Here is a 14,875-nt window from a genome sequence, read left to right on the forward strand (position 1 = left end):
AACTTAAAAAAGACTGTTTGGAATTCTAAATATAACAAGTGCATAGAATTTTGTTTTTTTCAAAATTTATGCTCTTGTGGCAATCCACGAGAATCGTCTAAAATTTTTTATCACTTACATTTTGTCATTTACACGATTTTTAAATAGTAATCAAAAGCTAGCTTTTATTGTGCGGCTGGCAAGCGGCTGGAAATTGCATATAAAATAAATTACAATAGTAATTTGATTTTATCAACGCAATATGCGGTTGACAGCGGACATTTGACATAATATTCAATTTCAAACCCGCAATTAGCTTGTACATAATCTATAACGTTATATAACAGTATAGCTGTCATAGAACTCAGATTATGTCAAATATCGCCAAAAAGCGCTATTACGCTAATTGTTATAATTGTCCTATAATTTATATTATGTAAAATAGAATATTTCTGAACCCATATTCTATTTGAGTTCTTTTATATTAGCAAGATGCTCTATGTAAATATTAAAAACCTATTGATCTTCTATAAGAGCGTTCAATTCTTTTAAATGTGTTGCATACATTTGTTCTACTTCAGCAAGAATTGAGTCGTAACCGTCAACATATAAAAAACGCATGTGTAGCACACGGTTTTTATAATCATCCGAGCCAAAATATTTATATTCTTCAACCGTAAAACTTCCGTTATCGCCAACCAATTTTTCATACCACGAGAAATTGTCCTTAATGTGATTAATGTTTTTTATTAATTCATCTTTCATAATATCTTCCATTGGTCGCAATGTTTTGTCAACAACATTGTAATCTTGTTCTATTTCTAACAGTTTGTTAGCCAATACGGTATTTTGAGATGATACTTTATCTAATGACGATGATAATATTGGGTTTACAGGTAAAAACTGAATACCAATGGTTACTAAAAATGGTGCTTGAGATACAATTGTTAAACGTTCGGCTTTCGTTTTATCCTTTTTGAGGTATAAATTATACAGTTTTAAATTCTCGTTAATTTCTTCGCGTGTCTCTTTAATTATAGTAATATCAGAAGTTAATTTTTGCTGTATTTGCTTGGCTATTTTCAAACATTCTTTCTCTGCTTTTTTATCTTCATTATAGTTATTAATTGCCACAGCAACCAAGATACCAATCACTACTAATATAATTTCGCCTATGGCGTAGAGAAGATATTTTTTAAGGCGCTTCCCTTCTATCATTTTAAATCTGTTCTTGTTAAATAACTTCATATATAGGCTTAAAGTTAAGAAATATAATCGCCTTCAACATACTGATCTGCATATTGTTTGGTAAAATGTGCACCAAACAATAAAATTAAACTCGTATAAGATACCCAGAGCATTATTAAAATAATAGAGCCTGCCGCACCATATGTTGAACCTGGTTCCATGGTATTAAAATATAAAGCCAGTAGATATTTACCAATTAAGAAAAACACTGTGGTTAAGCCTGCACCTACGCGCACTGATTGCCATGTAATTTTGGCTGATGGCAAATATTTAAACATGGTTGCAAACAATACGTATATAAATCCTAAAGAGATTAAAAAATCTACTAAATATAAGTAATCAAACCAATTATCTGGTAATAAACGATTTAACTGTGTGCTAAATGCGCTTAATAATGATGTTAATACAAAACTGGTTAACAACAAAAAACCTAAAATTAATATAAAACCAAAACTTTTTACTCTACTCATTAGTGTAGAGATAATGCTGTTTTTGTACGTTGGAATTTGTTCCCAAATCGTATCTAAGGCAGATTGCAATTGAAAAAATACACCTGTAGAACCATATAATAAAGTGGCAATACCTATAATAGTCGCAAATATTGATGTTTTCTTTTCACTTTGGTTTTCAATCATTGTTCTTATCGCATCTGCAGCATCTGGCCCTATAGCCTTTGTAATTTCGTCTAATAATTCACCTTGCACTAAGTCTTCTCCCCAAAAATTACCCACTACTTTTAAAATAATAATCACTAAAGCAGGCAACGACAACACAGCGTAATATGCAACAATTGCACTACGTTGAAATGGTTCTCCTGCAAACCATGATTTAAATGATTTAACAAGTAAACTTGGTAGATGTGTAATGTTAAATGTTTTTGTTTTGGCCATATACGTCAAACTTTCACCATAAAATTATTAATTATTCTCCACGTGAATTAGCTTATATGCTATGATTGTTGTCTTATAAAATCGCTTTTATAAACAAAAAAAAGCCCATCAAATTAATGATGAGCTTCCATAAATTCTAGGTTAAGCCAAATATTTTAGATAACTTTTACGTTTACTGCGTTTAATCCTTTTTTGCCTTCTGTAAGATCGAATTCTACGGCATCGCCTTCACGTATTTCGTCTATCAATCCTGAGATGTGTACAAAATGCTCCTTGTTTGAACCTTCTTCTGTTATAAATCCGAATCCTTTGTCATCGTTGAAGAATTTTACTGTTCCTTTAATCATTGTATTTATATTTTATTTTAATAATTACTTAGTAGTATTCAACAATGATGCCAAAAATTGAAAGGTTGTTAATTATCCGATTTTAAGGTGATTACATCCATATCGTCGGAGAAATGGGTTGGTTTAACTCTCATTTTAGTTGTGGTATCCATTAGTCAATACCTTCGTATGTAGATATCCCTCAGTCTATTAAAACCTATATATTATGGAAACAAAATTCTCTTTGTTTAACCAGATTAATAGTTTATGTTACTGGTTATTAATTTCTAGTGAGTACCGAACTTCAGTAAAACTAGATGCTGACAACGATACCTACAGCGTTTGCATTATGCATGCTGGTGTTGAACTCTATGCCAATACTATACAAGGATTTAGTAAACGAAATGCTAATTTTTTAGAACATGAATTAGACGGTATGGTTGCAGGTTTGTTGCATTTAAAGCAAAATGTAGAACAGAAATCGGCTTAAGATAGTTCACGGTTTTACTTCATTCAGTTGTGTATATTAACTAAATCAATATTGGTTTATATTTTTTTAGATTCTGAAACAAGTTCAGAATGACAAATTAATAGGAACTATGAAATATGAGGATAGTTAATTTTTCTAGCTTTATAATTATTTTATGAACTGTCATACTGAACTAGTTTCAGCATCTCTATAAGGTTTAAAAACTGAGCCATTCATCACTTCTGAGATTTAATAGTCTGTCATGCTGAACTAGTTTCAGCATCTATCTATCTATCTATCTATCTATCTATCTATCTATCTATCTATCTATCTATCTTCGGCAGCAAAATCAGTCATCACTCTAACGTAAGAATAAATAGATATAATATTAAAAGACTTATAGATTTAATAGTTTGTCATGCTGAACAAGTTTCAGCATCTCAATTCTGTAATAAATTACTATCGCGCTAATTTCCTAAGCGCAACCCATTGCTTAAGCATTTCTCTAGAGTCTACAGCAGGATAACCCAAAACGGTTTTTCCGGCAGCAACATCATTCATTACACCAGAACCAGCACCAACTGTAGCACCAGAATGAATAGTAGTATGATCTTTTATAGAAGCAGATCCACCAATTATTACACCATCACCAAGCGTTACAGAACCTGCAAGTCCTGAACTTCCTGCCATAATGCACGAGCGTCCTAATACACAATTATGTGCAATTTGAACCAAATTGTCAATTTTACAACCATCACCTAATATAGTAGAACTAAATTTCCCACGATCTACACAAGAATTGGCACCTATTTCAACACCATTACCAATAACAACATTACCAATATGTGGAATCTTCACCAAACCTCTACCATCATCACTTGGTCTATAACCAAAACCATCTGCACCTATACTTACATTATTATGAAAAATACAATGCGCACCAATTACAGATCGCTCTCTAATAATGGTACCAGACCAAACCGTAGTATGATCTCCAATGGTTGTATCATCGAGTATCGTTACGTTTGGGTAAATAGTAACATTATTTCCTAAAACAACATCTTTACCAATGTAAGAACCAGCACCTACTCTACTTCCACTGCCGATTTTAGCAGATTTATCAACCGTAGCTGACGGATGAATTTCAGTTTCAAAATGAGGTGTTTCAGGTGTAAAAGACTCTAATAATTTAGCCATAGCTAAATCGGCATTCTTAACTTTTATCAATACGCGATTATCGCCAGGTTCTATATCTAAATTGTCATTCACAATGGCCAAACTTGCTTTAGAATCCTTCCAAAGCGCAGCAAATTTTCTATTGCCTATAAAAGTTGCTTGATTTTTATTTGCCTTTTGAATTTGCTCTAATCCGGTAATTTTATTTGTAGTTGTACCTACAACTTCGCCATTTATAAAGGCATTGATGTCTTCAATTGTGAATGATTTCATTAGTGTAATCGTGTTTGTTGTTTATTAGACACACAAGATAGTATTAAAATACGACAATGCAATTCTATCTTGCTATGAGATTGGGATTTTTGTACTTGAGTTTTGTGGAAGTTATTTAGTTTTTAGAACAATCTCTCTCGATTTGTCATTCCGAATGAGGTACGAAGAGGAATCTCATCTCTTAATGCTTTTAAATGTATGGTAAAAAGATATGAATATCAAAACTAGAATTATTCCATGTGATTTCTCGTCGCTCGTTCCTCACTTTGTCGAAATGACAAGTAAGTTCTAAAACTTAAAACCAACTACATCGTTATCTCTCTAAACACAATACCTAAAGCTTTCTGAGTATCAATTACTTTCTGCATTTCACCAGGAATAATAAGAGCTATAGATTGTCCTGTTTTTCCTGCTCTTGCTGTTCTTCCGCTTCTGTGTGTATAGTAATCTAAATGTTCTGGTAATTGATGATGCAATACAAAAGCTAAGTTATTAACATCAATACCTCGTGCTGATACATCTGTAGAAATTAAAACTTGAATGCTTTCATTTTTAAACGCACGCATTACCTTATCGCGTTCCTTTTGTTGCATATCACCTTCTAAAGCACCAACGGCAAAACCTTCATTTTGTAATTGCTCAGCTAAGGCTTTTGTACCTGCTTTTGTTCTGCAGAAAATAATACCTCGCTCGTCTTGACGTTTATCCAAAATTCGGATAATCATATTAACCTTGTCCTTTATTGATGTTTGAATAAAGTGATGTGAAATATTTTCATTTACCAAAGCATTTTTATTCACTTCAATTCTTACAGCACTTGGCGACATGTAGTTTTTAATTATGTTTTTTATTTCTTCAGGCATGGTTGCAGAAAATAACCATGTATTTCTTCGTGACGTGTTGAATTTTAAAATTTTATTTAAGTCTTCCTTAAAACCCATACTTAGCATTTCATCAGCTTCGTCTAAAACTAAGGTTTTAATCTTCGAAATATCTATAGAACCTCTTTCAATTAAGTCTAATAAACGGCCAGGAGTTGCCACAACAATATGAGTGGTTCTTGTTAGGTTTCTAATTTGTTTATCAATTTTTTCACCACCATATACACCTTCTGAAAATATCTTTTGGTCTACATATTTAGTAAATCTGAAAAGTTGTTTTTGAATTTGTTGAACCAACTCACGTGTTGGCGCTATAATCAAAGCTTGCACGTCAGAATTATTAGTGTCAATACTATGCAAAACAGGTAAGCCAAAAGCTGCTGTTTTTCCAGTTCCTGTTTGAGCCAAGCCTATCAAATCAGTTTTAGATTCAAGTAAAATTGGAATTACGGTTTCTTGAATTTCCGTTGGATTAACAATGTTGAGTTCTTTTAATCCTTTTATATAAGATTTATGAATTCCTAATTCTTTAAATGTAGCCATAGTGTATTTATTGTTGCGCAAAGGTAATTTGTCCTTTGAATAAACACTACAATTTATTGTAAAATATAAAGGATATTTCTAGTTTATGCTTTAGAGGCTTAACGCGTCTCTATTCAGATTCATTTTTTTCTCTGAGTCTTCCGCTATATTTAATAAAAGTCTTATACGTCGATGTAATATTGACAGCTACTTTACTATTAGGAAATAGTTCTAGTTTTACGTTATAAGTTTCTGAAGGCTCATCAATTTGCTTAATTTCAAATTCAATGTCGAGTCTTTTTTTGGACTCATTAATAGTCTTTACATATTTTTCGGGAATTCCATTAAACACAATACCACTATTGCGACCACCATAATTACCTGCGCTTAAACGTCTTTCTCCAAAAAATGACAAATTACCTGATACAGAATCGGTATTTATTTCGATAAAATGTCCGTCTCCTGTGACATCTATTCTACTCGCATTATTGCCTGTTTGGGATAAAAATAAGGCATTGGCTACTCGTTGAGTCGCTGCTGTATTAAAAGGATAAACAACATCGATATCTATGTAATATTCCTCTCTTTCCAATAACATTTGTAACGTGTTAATGGCATCAGACGGTTTCTCAGCATCATCAACGTTGCTAGATTTACAACTCCACATCGTCGTTAATACAACAAAAAATATAATTAGATTAGATTTCTTAACTATTGCTTTTTTAACCATAATAACTAAGATAGCAACAAAAGATTGAATTATCAGTAACATTAACAGTCTTTTATGTTATGAAATCTTTGCTAAATAACTACCAATTACCAGCTAATGGGTCTATAATCTTTTAAGAATTTGCCAGACCAATGCTTACCTGTGTTTATACCATCAAATAATGGATCCATAACACGTGCTGCACCATCTACAATATCTAAAGGTGGCTGAAAATCGTGCAATTCTTGTTTGCGTTTTGCTAACTCAGCTGGATCTTCATCTGTAACCCAACCAGTGTCTACAGCATTCATAAAGATACCTTCTTTAGCTAAACTACCAGCTGCAGTATGCGTTAACATATTTAAAGCTGCTTTTGCCATATTAGTATGTGGATGACGATCTTCTTTAAAGAAACTATGAAACTTGCCTTCCATAGCTGAAACATTGATAATGTGCTTCTTACCTGTATTCTCTTTCTTCATTACTTCAGATAGACGATTGCACAAAACAAAAGGTGCTACAGAATTTACTAATTGGACTTCTATCATTTCTGTGGTCTCAATTTCTCCAAGTTTTAATCGCCAACTATTGGTTTTTCTTAAGTCTACTTGTTGCAAATCAGCATCCAGTTTTCCTTCCGGGAAAACTTCTTGAGAAACTAAGGTATTATCAAAACTATATGGAATTTGAGATAATTTAGCTGAAGCTCTTAATCCAATACCTGGTTCTGGTCCATGCCAAGTCACTGGCATATTTTTATTAGATGATGCGCCAGAGGTTAGTTGTTTTAATTCATCTAAACATTCTGTATGATCATTGAGTAAATCACGTGCAAATTTCGGTAACTCCTCAATTGGTCGTTCTTCATTTGGCATTAAATGGCTATAAAAACCTGCTGGTCGTCTAACGGTTTGTGCTGCATTATTGATAAGTATATCAAGCTTTTCGTAACGTTGCTCTATAAAATTACAGAAGATCTCAACACTTGGAATATGTCTTAAGTCTAAACCATGAATTTTTAGTCGGTGTCCCCATTCTGTAAAGTCTTCCTCTTTAGAAAAACGCAATGCAGAATCTACAGGGAAACGTGTTGTGGCAATTACTGTTGCACCACCACGTAAAAGCATTAATGTAATATGATAACCAATTTTTAATCGAGAACCAGTGATTACAGCGACTTGTCCTTTTACATCTGCAGTTTGAAAACGTTTAGCATAGTTAAAATCGCCACATTCTTCACACATGGTATCGTAAAAATGATGCAGTTTAGTAAACATCGTCTTACAGACGTAGCAATTTCTAGGTGATTCTAGCTCAAATTGTTCTTTGGCTTTTAGATCAGCTTCTGGCAATAATTTTGGCGCAACAAAAATATGCGCTTCTCTGGCACTACGTATACCTGTTTCTTTACGAGCATTTTTATCTCGTGCAGCCTGTTTTCGCTTAGCGGCTTTTTTTGCGTCTTTTTTACGACGCGAAAATTCTTCTCTACTAGGACGTGATAATTGTCCGGAAGCCTTTATTAAAGCCGTTCGTTGTGGCTTAGGAATTTCAAATATCTGATCTGTATCAGCAACTAAACGTTCTAAAATAGAAATGCAGTTTTCAATCTCATTGATAGAGATATCGTCAAGTTTCTCTGAATTTTCGTTGCTCATAACTAATTGATATTATGCTTCTTGAAGTTCCCTCTTAGATTTTCTGTATAAATACGAATTAAAAATACTTCGTCTTGCAAAACGCATTTGTTTATCAGAATTTAAAAATTTGATAAAAACACCTTTAGGCACTCCAAAATACTCATAAGTAGAACCGTCTAAAAATGTGATTTCTAAAAGTTGACCTTTATGCTGAAAATCTAAAATTGAAGAATTTGTTATTGTATTGGTATATTCTTCAAGATTTAAAGCTTTAGTTTCTGGCGCAATACTCACTAAAAAATGATAGCCATCGATAATTTCAACACTCTTTTGCTCTGCCTCTTCTTGGCCAGCATCTCCATCTTGAAATTTATCTGGATGCCACTTTTTTACAAGGTTTCTATACGTTTTCTTTAAAGATTTTAAATCAATAGAATCTTCAATTGAAAATAACTTTTTGTACTGGTTAATACGTTTCATTTTTAGTGCTTTAATTTGAGGCGCGAAACTACGCTAATTTATGAAGCATAAAGCAATTAAATGACTTTAATTACAAAGTCCTTGGTTTACTCATCCTCTGGAGGAAACCCGTGGATTTCTTCAAATTTTTCATCGAAATTAGTCCTTAAATATGAGTTTAACTTCTTTTGATAATCATCCTTCAACCATTTTAAGAAGTTGTAAGTACTTCTACTTATACACTTGGCATAGGTCTCAATACGTTGATTAATATCTTCCTTAAGAAGTTTTGCTAAAGCAAGGGCATCGTATACATCTTCACTATTTTCAATACAAATTTTAGCATGATGTTCAATAGAACGTTCTAACACAACTTTACTAGATTCTCCTTTAGCAACAGCATCCTTATAAGTTTGTTTAATATCAAAATATGTGTCTTCAGATTTTGAAAACTCTTCTTTAACTTCCTCTGATAAATCGTGCTTAAAATTAGACTCAATAGCCTCATCATCTTTAATACGATCAGCATACCAATTTGGTGACTTAAAAATAAGTTGCCAATCTAAATCTGCGCCCCAAGGACCAAATCTGTAAAGGTTGTTTCCTAAATCTATTGTTGTAAATTTAGATTTGTTGTTTAGAATACGAGAACCACGACCAATCATTTGATAATATAGAGTCAATGATTTTGTAGCTCTGTTTAAGATAATAGTATCAATGGTTGGTTCATCAAAACCTGTAGTTAAAATACTTACTGAGGTTAAGATAGCATCTGGCGTTTCATGGAACCACTCTAAAATTTGTTTACGTTGTTTTTTAGTCGCTGTATTATCTAAGTGCATAATAGGAATTCCGGCTTCCTTAAAGGCATAATACACACTAATAGAAGTGTTAATTCCGTTATTAAAAATTAAAGTCTTTTTACCTAGCGAATGTCTTTTATATGCATCAATCAACTTTTGCAACATCGCAGGACTAGAATATAAATCTTCAGAAGATTTTACAGTATAATCGCCATTAGATCCTACTTCTAAAGAGGTTAAACCCATATCATAGGCATACGTTTCTGCACGTGCTAAAAACTCATTCTCGATAAGATTCTCAATTGTTTCTCCTGTAATAAGTTCGTCGTAGTTATCCTTCATAGGTAACTCTTTATTAGAACTTAAAGGTGTTGCAGTAACACCAAGAATAAAGGATTTTTCAAAAAACTTAAACAGTTTGGTAAAAGAATTATAATGGGCTTCATCAATAATAACTAAACCAACGTCAGAGATATCTAACATATTATCGTTTAGTCTATTGTTAAGCGTTTCTACCATGGCCACAAAACAAGAATAGTCTGCTTGGTCATCTAAATTAGCCTTACTATTAACCACTTTGTTTGTAACACCAAAACCATCTAACATTTTAGAGGTTTGATTACAAAGTTCTACTCTGTGCGTCATAATCAAAACCTTCTTTTTGTGATTCTTTAGGTATTGACGCACCATTTCAGAGAAAATAACCGTTTTTCCACCACCTGTTGGTAATTGATACAGTAAGTGATAATCTTCGCGTTCGGAATCAAATTTTTCGAAAATCTGACTTATGGCACCTTGTTGGTAGTCATATAATTCTTTATCAGTTTTTTTTGCTTGAACAGCTTGATTTGTTTGAGACATAAATATAATTTCGGATTATCTTTTGAAGCTGCAAATTTACAACACTTTCGCTCACAAAAAAAGTATCAATCCTATAGATACGTAGTAAAAGTAAAAAAGAATAATTTTAATAAAAATTGAATAACTGATTTTAGAAATTAAATATTGAAAATAATATTTATTATATATTTACGTTTCAAAAATTATTAGATCATTAATCCCTCTATGAAATATCTTTTTTTCTGTGTTGTTTTTGTCTGTACTAGCTTATTTATTTACGCACAGAAAGACTCAATTTCTACTTCTTTAAAGATTGAATTAAACACAAGCAAGTACAAAAAAGGTGTAATTAAGGAAGCTATTGAAATTCCATTAATTGTAAAACCTACGAAACCTGTAGTAGATATAAAAGCAGATCATTGGGATAATACAGATCATCATCCATATCATGACTTTGGTCAAAAATTTCCTTTAGAGTTGTTTTTTACCGATAGTACGTATGCTTCACCTGTTTCACATAAAAAAGTCATTACATCGCATTATGGTTGGCGACGAGGACGACCTCATAATGGTATTGATATTGACCTAGTGACTGGTGATTCAGTAGTTTCCATTTTAGATGGTATTGTGAGAATTGCGAAATACTCCAACGGATTCGGAAACGTTGTTGTTGTTAGGCATTTTAATGGATTAGAATCTACTTATGCGCATTTATCTTACATTGCAGTAAAAGCCAATGACACTATAAAGAGAGCACAATATTTAGGAAAAGGTGGTAATACAGGAAATTCAAGGGGAAGCCATTTACATTTAGAACTGAGTTATAAAGGTCAACCCATCCATCCTGAATATTTATTTGATTTTTCTTCAAATAATAAAATTAGATCTAAGCATGTTTGGGTAACACAAAAATGGACACACGCACGTTTTCACAATTCAAAACGCGTAAGTAAAATTAAAGTAATTAAGTCTGCAGATGAAGCTGCTATGGCTAGTTTAGCTAAACAGCCTAAGTTCTATGTGGTAAGAAAAGGAGATACGCTCTATGGTATTTCTAGACGAAATAATATGTCTGTTTCCAGACTATGCAAAACAAATGCTATCAATCAAAATACAACCTTAAAGATTGGGCAAAAATTAGTTTTAGAACTCTAATAAATTCCTTATTCAACTATAAAATTCTGTATTTTCGCAGTCATTAAACTGAAATCTATTTGAAAGTCTGTATAGCCGAAAAACCAAGTGTTGCAAGAGAAATTGCAGCTGTTTTAGGAGCAACCACGAAGCGCGATGGTTACTTTGAAGGCAATGGCTTTGCCGTAACCTATACTTTTGGACATCTCTGTACCTTATACGAACCAGCAGATTATAAACCGTATTGGAAAAGTTGGGACCTAAACAACTTACCAATGTTACCAGAGAAATTTGAGGTTAAGGTGGCCAAAAATGATGGTATTAAAAAGCAATTTAATATTGTAAAAAGTTTATTTGATAAAGCCGACTTAGTCATAAATTGTGGTGATGCTGGCCAAGAGGGAGAATTGATACAGCGTTGGGTCATTAATAAGGCGAATTACAAAGGTAAAGTACAACGCTTATGGATTTCATCTTTAACCACTGAAGCAATAAAAGAAGGCTTTAAGAATTTAAAGCCTGCAGAAAATTACGATAATCTTTATTACGCTGGTTTTTCTCGTTCTATTGGTGATTGGCTTTTAGGAATCAATGCAACCAGGTTATATACTGTGAAACATGGTGGATATAAACAAGTGCTTTCTGTTGGTCGTGTGCAAACTCCTACGCTTGCGATGCTTGTAAACCGTTTTAAGGAGATTGAGAATTTTGTACCACAACCATATTGGGAATTACAAACTCTTTATAGAGACACACTTTTTAGTTATGAAGAAGGTCGTTTTCTTAAAATGGAAGATGGCGAAATATTAGCCAATAAAGTCAAGGAAGATCAGTTTGAAATTGTATCTACAACCAAAAAGAAAGGTACAGAATATGCACCTAAATTATTCGACTTAACTGGGTTACAAGTATATTGCAACACCAAGTTTGGTTTTTCTGCAGATGATACGCTTAAAATAGCTCAAAAACTATACGAGAAAAAAGCAGTAACTTATCCTAGAGTTGATACTACATTTTTACCAAACGACGTGTATCCTAAGGTAAAAGGCATTTTATCTAAATTAACGGATTACGCGACGCTTACAGCACCTGTTTTAAGTAAGAAGATTAAGAAATCTGCTCGCGTATTTAACGATAAAAAAGTAACAGATCACCATGCCATTATACCAACAGGTATGCAAACACATCTGCAGTATAATGAACAACAAGTTTATGATATTATAGTCAAACGATTTATTGCTGTTTTTTATGACGATTGTAAAGTTTCTAATACAACGGTAATTGGTAAAGCAGCAGATGTCAATTTTAAAACCACAGGAAAAGAGATTATATCTAAGGGTTGGCGTGTTGTTTTTGAGAAAAAAGATGAAGGAATAACCAGCAGCACATCAAAAGATAAATTATTACCAAATTTTGAAAAAGGTGAAAAAGGACCACATGAACCGTCATTTTTAGAAAAACAAACTAAGCCACCTAATCAGTTTACAGAAGCTTCGCTTTTGCGTGCTATGGAAACTGCAGGAAAACAAGTTGAAGATGACGAGTTAAGAGACTTAATGAAAGAAAACGGTATTGGTCGTCCGTCTACACGTGCCAATATTATTGAAACACTTTTTAGACGTAAATACATAAAACGAAATAAGAAACAGATACTACCAACAATAACTGGCATCCAACTCATTGATACCATACAAAATGAGCTGCTTAAATCTGCAGAATTAACGGGTTCATGGGAAAAACAATTAAAGGATATTGAAAAAGGTGAATTTAGTGCAACAGCTTTTATTCGTGGAATGAAACGTATGGTTGATGCCTTAGTTTACGAAGTACGAAGCGAAAAAGTAGAAACTAGAATTTCTGCGGTTAATAATAAACCTGTTGGAAAATCTAAACCTAAAAGTAAACCGAAGTCAGCAGCTTTAGTTGGTAGCGCTTGCCCAAAATGTGAAACTGGCTCACTTTTAAAAGGAAAATCTGCTTATGGCTGTAATTTATACGGTAAATCTTGTGATTTTACATTGCCGTTTAGTTTCGGAAATAAGAAAATATCTGAAAAGCAATTTATTCGTTTAATCACTAAAGGTTCTACTGTAAATTTAAAAGGCTTCAAAGTTGAAAATCAATCTGTTGAAGGGCTAATACGCTTTGATGATAATTTTAAACTAAAATTAGAACCTAAGCAAACCACTAAAAAAGCAGTTTTAAAAGCAGGAGATGCATGCCCTAAATGTAAAACAGGGAAAGTGCTAAAAGGAAAAACAGCATTTGGTTGCAGTAATTATAAAGTAGGTTGTGATTTTAGAGTAGGATTTTAGAATTTAATTAATTACTAATTTTACTGGTACATAAAAATCTTCTTCAGAATCAGGACTTCCATTAATGTACTTTGCTCCCATCACTTGAAAATGTGGTCTATTATCTATTTTATAACCAGAAGACGGTAACCATTCGGTCATAATTTTTTGATAGGTTTCTGATGCATTAATGCCTTTATGAAGAAAAATAGCATAGTCTCCACTAGGTATTGTAAACGTTTCCATTTCAGTTGGTATATTTTCAAAATTAGAAACTTCGGCACAAGCTCTTATTTCAAATGGTTTATCCATAGCATTAAAATTACTATATACTTGAATAGCTATTAATTCTGTATTTATTAATGCTTTAATTTCATTTTTCCGAGGCATAAATTGTTTCCAAAGTGCAATAATTTTTCCGTATTCGCCATGACGCATTGTACTTTTCTTGCCAATTAGTTTTTTCTCTGAAATCGAAATTATTTTTGGTGTCATTTACTAGTTATCATTAGAAACTTAAAGGTATAAAAAAAAGCACAAGTATAAACTTGTGCTTTTCCAGAATTAGCTAACCAATCAACAAAAAAGCTAATTCTTCCCTAACCAATTTATATATTACATTCCTGGTAATACTACAGTATCTACAACGTGGATAACACCATTTGACTGATTTACATCGCTTATTGTAACCATAGACGTGTTACCAGATTCATCTTTTAATACTAAATTTTTTGCATCCATCATTGCAGTTAACGTTCCACCTTGTACAGTTGTAAACGTTGCTTTGCCATCTCCTTTTTTTATAGCTTTCATAATATCTTTTGCGCTATATTTCCCTGATATGACGTGGTATTTCAATACAGCTTGTAGACTTTCTTTGTTCTCAGGCTTAAGTAATGTTGCAACTGTTCCTTCTGGTAGTTTATCGAAAGCTTCATTAGTTGGTGCAAAAACAGTAAAAGGACCATCACCTTGTAATGTTTCTACTAAATCCGCAGATTTTACAGCAGCAACTAATGTTGTATGGTTTTTAGAGTTTACGGCATTAGAAACAATATCTTTTGAAGGATACATAGTAGCTCCTCCTACTATTTTAGTGTCTTTATCCATTTTAGAATCTTGAGCCATTACGGTAGATCCAAATATTAAAGCAAATGCAAATGCTATTGAAGTAATTATTTTTTTAGTTTTCATAATATGTGTTTTAAGTTTATTGTTACTCTATTTACGAA

The 14,875-nt window shown here is 32.7% G+C and carries 14 protein-coding genes; 3 read left to right on the plus strand and 11 right to left on the minus strand.

Going from position 1 to position 14,875, the window contains the following annotated elements; genetic code table 11:
• Nucleotides 1-495: 495 nt before the first annotated feature.
• The 3 genes from ACJBCC_RS13585 to ACJBCC_RS13595 form a co-directional block, all read right to left on the minus strand.
• Complete coding sequence (locus ACJBCC_RS13585) at nt 496-1,227, minus strand: DUF6090 family protein (protein ID WP_407557484.1); 732 nt, start codon at nt 1,225-1,227, stop codon at nt 496-498.
• 14 nt (nt 1,228-1,241) lie between these two features.
• Nucleotides 1,242-2,117 carry a YihY/virulence factor BrkB family protein gene (locus tag ACJBCC_RS13590; protein WP_407557485.1) on the minus strand — a complete coding sequence of 292 codons (876 nt, stop codon included), beginning with the start codon at nt 2,115-2,117 and terminating at the stop codon, nt 1,242-1,244.
• A gap of 155 nt (nt 2,118-2,272) precedes the next feature.
• A complete protein-coding gene (locus tag ACJBCC_RS13595) occupies nt 2,273-2,464 on the minus strand; it encodes a cold-shock protein (RefSeq protein WP_299099989.1) in 192 nt (63 codons plus the stop codon).
• A gap of 205 nt (nt 2,465-2,669) precedes the next feature.
• Here ACJBCC_RS13595 and ACJBCC_RS13600 point away from each other — a divergent pair, with 205 nt between their 5' ends.
• Nucleotides 2,670-2,933 carry a hypothetical protein gene (locus tag ACJBCC_RS13600; protein WP_299099991.1) on the plus strand — a complete coding sequence of 88 codons (264 nt, stop codon included), beginning with the start codon at nt 2,670-2,672 and terminating at the stop codon, nt 2,931-2,933.
• A gap of 438 nt (nt 2,934-3,371) precedes the next feature.
• On the opposite strand, the gene lpxD is transcribed toward ACJBCC_RS13600, so the two are convergent.
• The 6 genes from lpxD to ACJBCC_RS13630 form a co-directional block, all read right to left on the minus strand.
• Nucleotides 3,372-4,361: a UDP-3-O-(3-hydroxymyristoyl)glucosamine N-acyltransferase gene (lpxD, locus tag ACJBCC_RS13605; protein ID WP_407557486.1), complete on the minus strand. Its 990-nt coding sequence runs from the start codon at nt 4,359-4,361 to the stop codon at nt 3,372-3,374.
• A 305-nt stretch (nt 4,362-4,666) separates the two neighbouring features.
• The gene (locus tag ACJBCC_RS13610) at nt 4,667-5,785 is read right to left on the minus strand and encodes a DEAD/DEAH box helicase (RefSeq protein ID WP_407557487.1); all 1,119 of its coding nucleotides are present in this window, start codon (nt 5,783-5,785) and stop codon (nt 4,667-4,669) included.
• Nucleotides 5,786-5,894: 109 nt separating this feature from the next.
• On the minus strand, nt 5,895-6,536 hold the full coding sequence (locus ACJBCC_RS13615) for a DUF4251 domain-containing protein (RefSeq protein ID WP_407557488.1): 642 nt from the start codon (nt 6,534-6,536) through the stop codon (nt 5,895-5,897).
• A gap of 44 nt (nt 6,537-6,580) precedes the next feature.
• Nucleotides 6,581-8,131 carry an SDR family NAD(P)-dependent oxidoreductase gene (locus ACJBCC_RS13620; protein WP_407557489.1) on the minus strand — a complete coding sequence of 517 codons (1,551 nt, stop codon included), beginning with the start codon at nt 8,129-8,131 and terminating at the stop codon, nt 6,581-6,583.
• A gap of 12 nt (nt 8,132-8,143) precedes the next feature.
• Nucleotides 8,144-8,593 (minus strand): KTSC domain-containing protein, encoded by a 450-nt coding sequence (locus ACJBCC_RS13625; protein ID WP_299100003.1) that lies wholly within the window; start codon nt 8,591-8,593, stop codon nt 8,144-8,146.
• A gap of 86 nt (nt 8,594-8,679) precedes the next feature.
• Nucleotides 8,680-10,236, minus strand: coding sequence for a DEAD/DEAH box helicase (locus ACJBCC_RS13630; protein ID WP_299100005.1), 1,557 nt, complete (start codon nt 10,234-10,236; stop codon nt 8,680-8,682).
• 204 nt (nt 10,237-10,440) lie between these two features.
• On the opposite strand from ACJBCC_RS13630, the gene ACJBCC_RS13635 reads away from it, so the two are divergent.
• Nucleotides 10,441-11,370: a peptidoglycan DD-metalloendopeptidase family protein gene (locus ACJBCC_RS13635; protein ID WP_299100007.1), complete on the plus strand. Its 930-nt coding sequence runs from the start codon at nt 10,441-10,443 to the stop codon at nt 11,368-11,370.
• Between the two features lie 59 nt (nt 11,371-11,429).
• Nucleotides 11,430-13,664 carry a type IA DNA topoisomerase gene (locus tag ACJBCC_RS13640; RefSeq protein WP_299100009.1) on the plus strand — a complete coding sequence of 745 codons (2,235 nt, stop codon included), beginning with the start codon at nt 11,430-11,432 and terminating at the stop codon, nt 13,662-13,664.
• Between the two features lie 3 nt (nt 13,665-13,667).
• Here the strand turns inward: ACJBCC_RS13640 and ACJBCC_RS13645 are convergent, their stop codons facing one another.
• Nucleotides 13,668-14,138: a GyrI-like domain-containing protein gene (locus ACJBCC_RS13645; RefSeq protein WP_299100011.1), complete on the minus strand. Its 471-nt coding sequence runs from the start codon at nt 14,136-14,138 to the stop codon at nt 13,668-13,670.
• Nucleotides 14,139-14,258: 120 nt separating this feature from the next.
• Nucleotides 14,259-14,837, minus strand: coding sequence for a fasciclin domain-containing protein (locus tag ACJBCC_RS13650; protein WP_299100013.1), 579 nt, complete (start codon nt 14,835-14,837; stop codon nt 14,259-14,261).
• Between the last annotated feature and the right edge of the window lie 38 nt (nt 14,838-14,875).

Source organism: Winogradskyella sp. 4-2091 (genome assembly GCF_045765065.1).
Classification (GTDB): domain Bacteria; phylum Bacteroidota; class Bacteroidia; order Flavobacteriales; family Flavobacteriaceae; genus Winogradskyella.

Coding starts and splice junctions, on each gene's coding strand:
- ACJBCC_RS13585 (WP_407557484.1), bottom strand. CDS start 1,227: ATGAAGTTATTTAACAAGAACAGATTTAAAATGATAGAAGGGAAGCGC.
- ACJBCC_RS13590 (WP_407557485.1), bottom strand. CDS start 2,117: ATGGCCAAAACAAAAACATTTAACATTACACATCTACCAAGTTTACTT.
- ACJBCC_RS13595 (WP_299099989.1), bottom strand. CDS start 2,464: ATGATTAAAGGAACAGTAAAATTCTTCAACGATGACAAAGGATTCGGA.
- ACJBCC_RS13600 (WP_299099991.1), top strand. CDS start 2,670: ATGGAAACAAAATTCTCTTTGTTTAACCAGATTAATAGTTTATGTTAC.
- lpxD (WP_407557486.1), bottom strand. CDS start 4,361: ATGAAATCATTCACAATTGAAGACATCAATGCCTTTATAAATGGCGAA.
- ACJBCC_RS13610 (WP_407557487.1), bottom strand. CDS start 5,785: ATGGCTACATTTAAAGAATTAGGAATTCATAAATCTTATATAAAAGGA.
- ACJBCC_RS13615 (WP_407557488.1), bottom strand. CDS start 6,536: ATGTTACTGATAATTCAATCTTTTGTTGCTATCTTAGTTATTATGGTT.
- ACJBCC_RS13620 (WP_407557489.1), bottom strand. CDS start 8,131: ATGAGCAACGAAAATTCAGAGAAACTTGACGATATCTCTATCAATGAG.
- ACJBCC_RS13625 (WP_299100003.1), bottom strand. CDS start 8,593: ATGAAACGTATTAACCAGTACAAAAAGTTATTTTCAATTGAAGATTCT.
- ACJBCC_RS13630 (WP_299100005.1), bottom strand. CDS start 10,236: ATGTCTCAAACAAATCAAGCTGTTCAAGCAAAAAAAACTGATAAAGAA.
- ACJBCC_RS13635 (WP_299100007.1), top strand. CDS start 10,441: ATGAAATATCTTTTTTTCTGTGTTGTTTTTGTCTGTACTAGCTTATTT.
- ACJBCC_RS13645 (WP_299100011.1), bottom strand. CDS start 14,138: ATGACACCAAAAATAATTTCGATTTCAGAGAAAAAACTAATTGGCAAG.
- ACJBCC_RS13650 (WP_299100013.1), bottom strand. CDS start 14,837: ATGAAAACTAAAAAAATAATTACTTCAATAGCATTTGCATTTGCTTTA.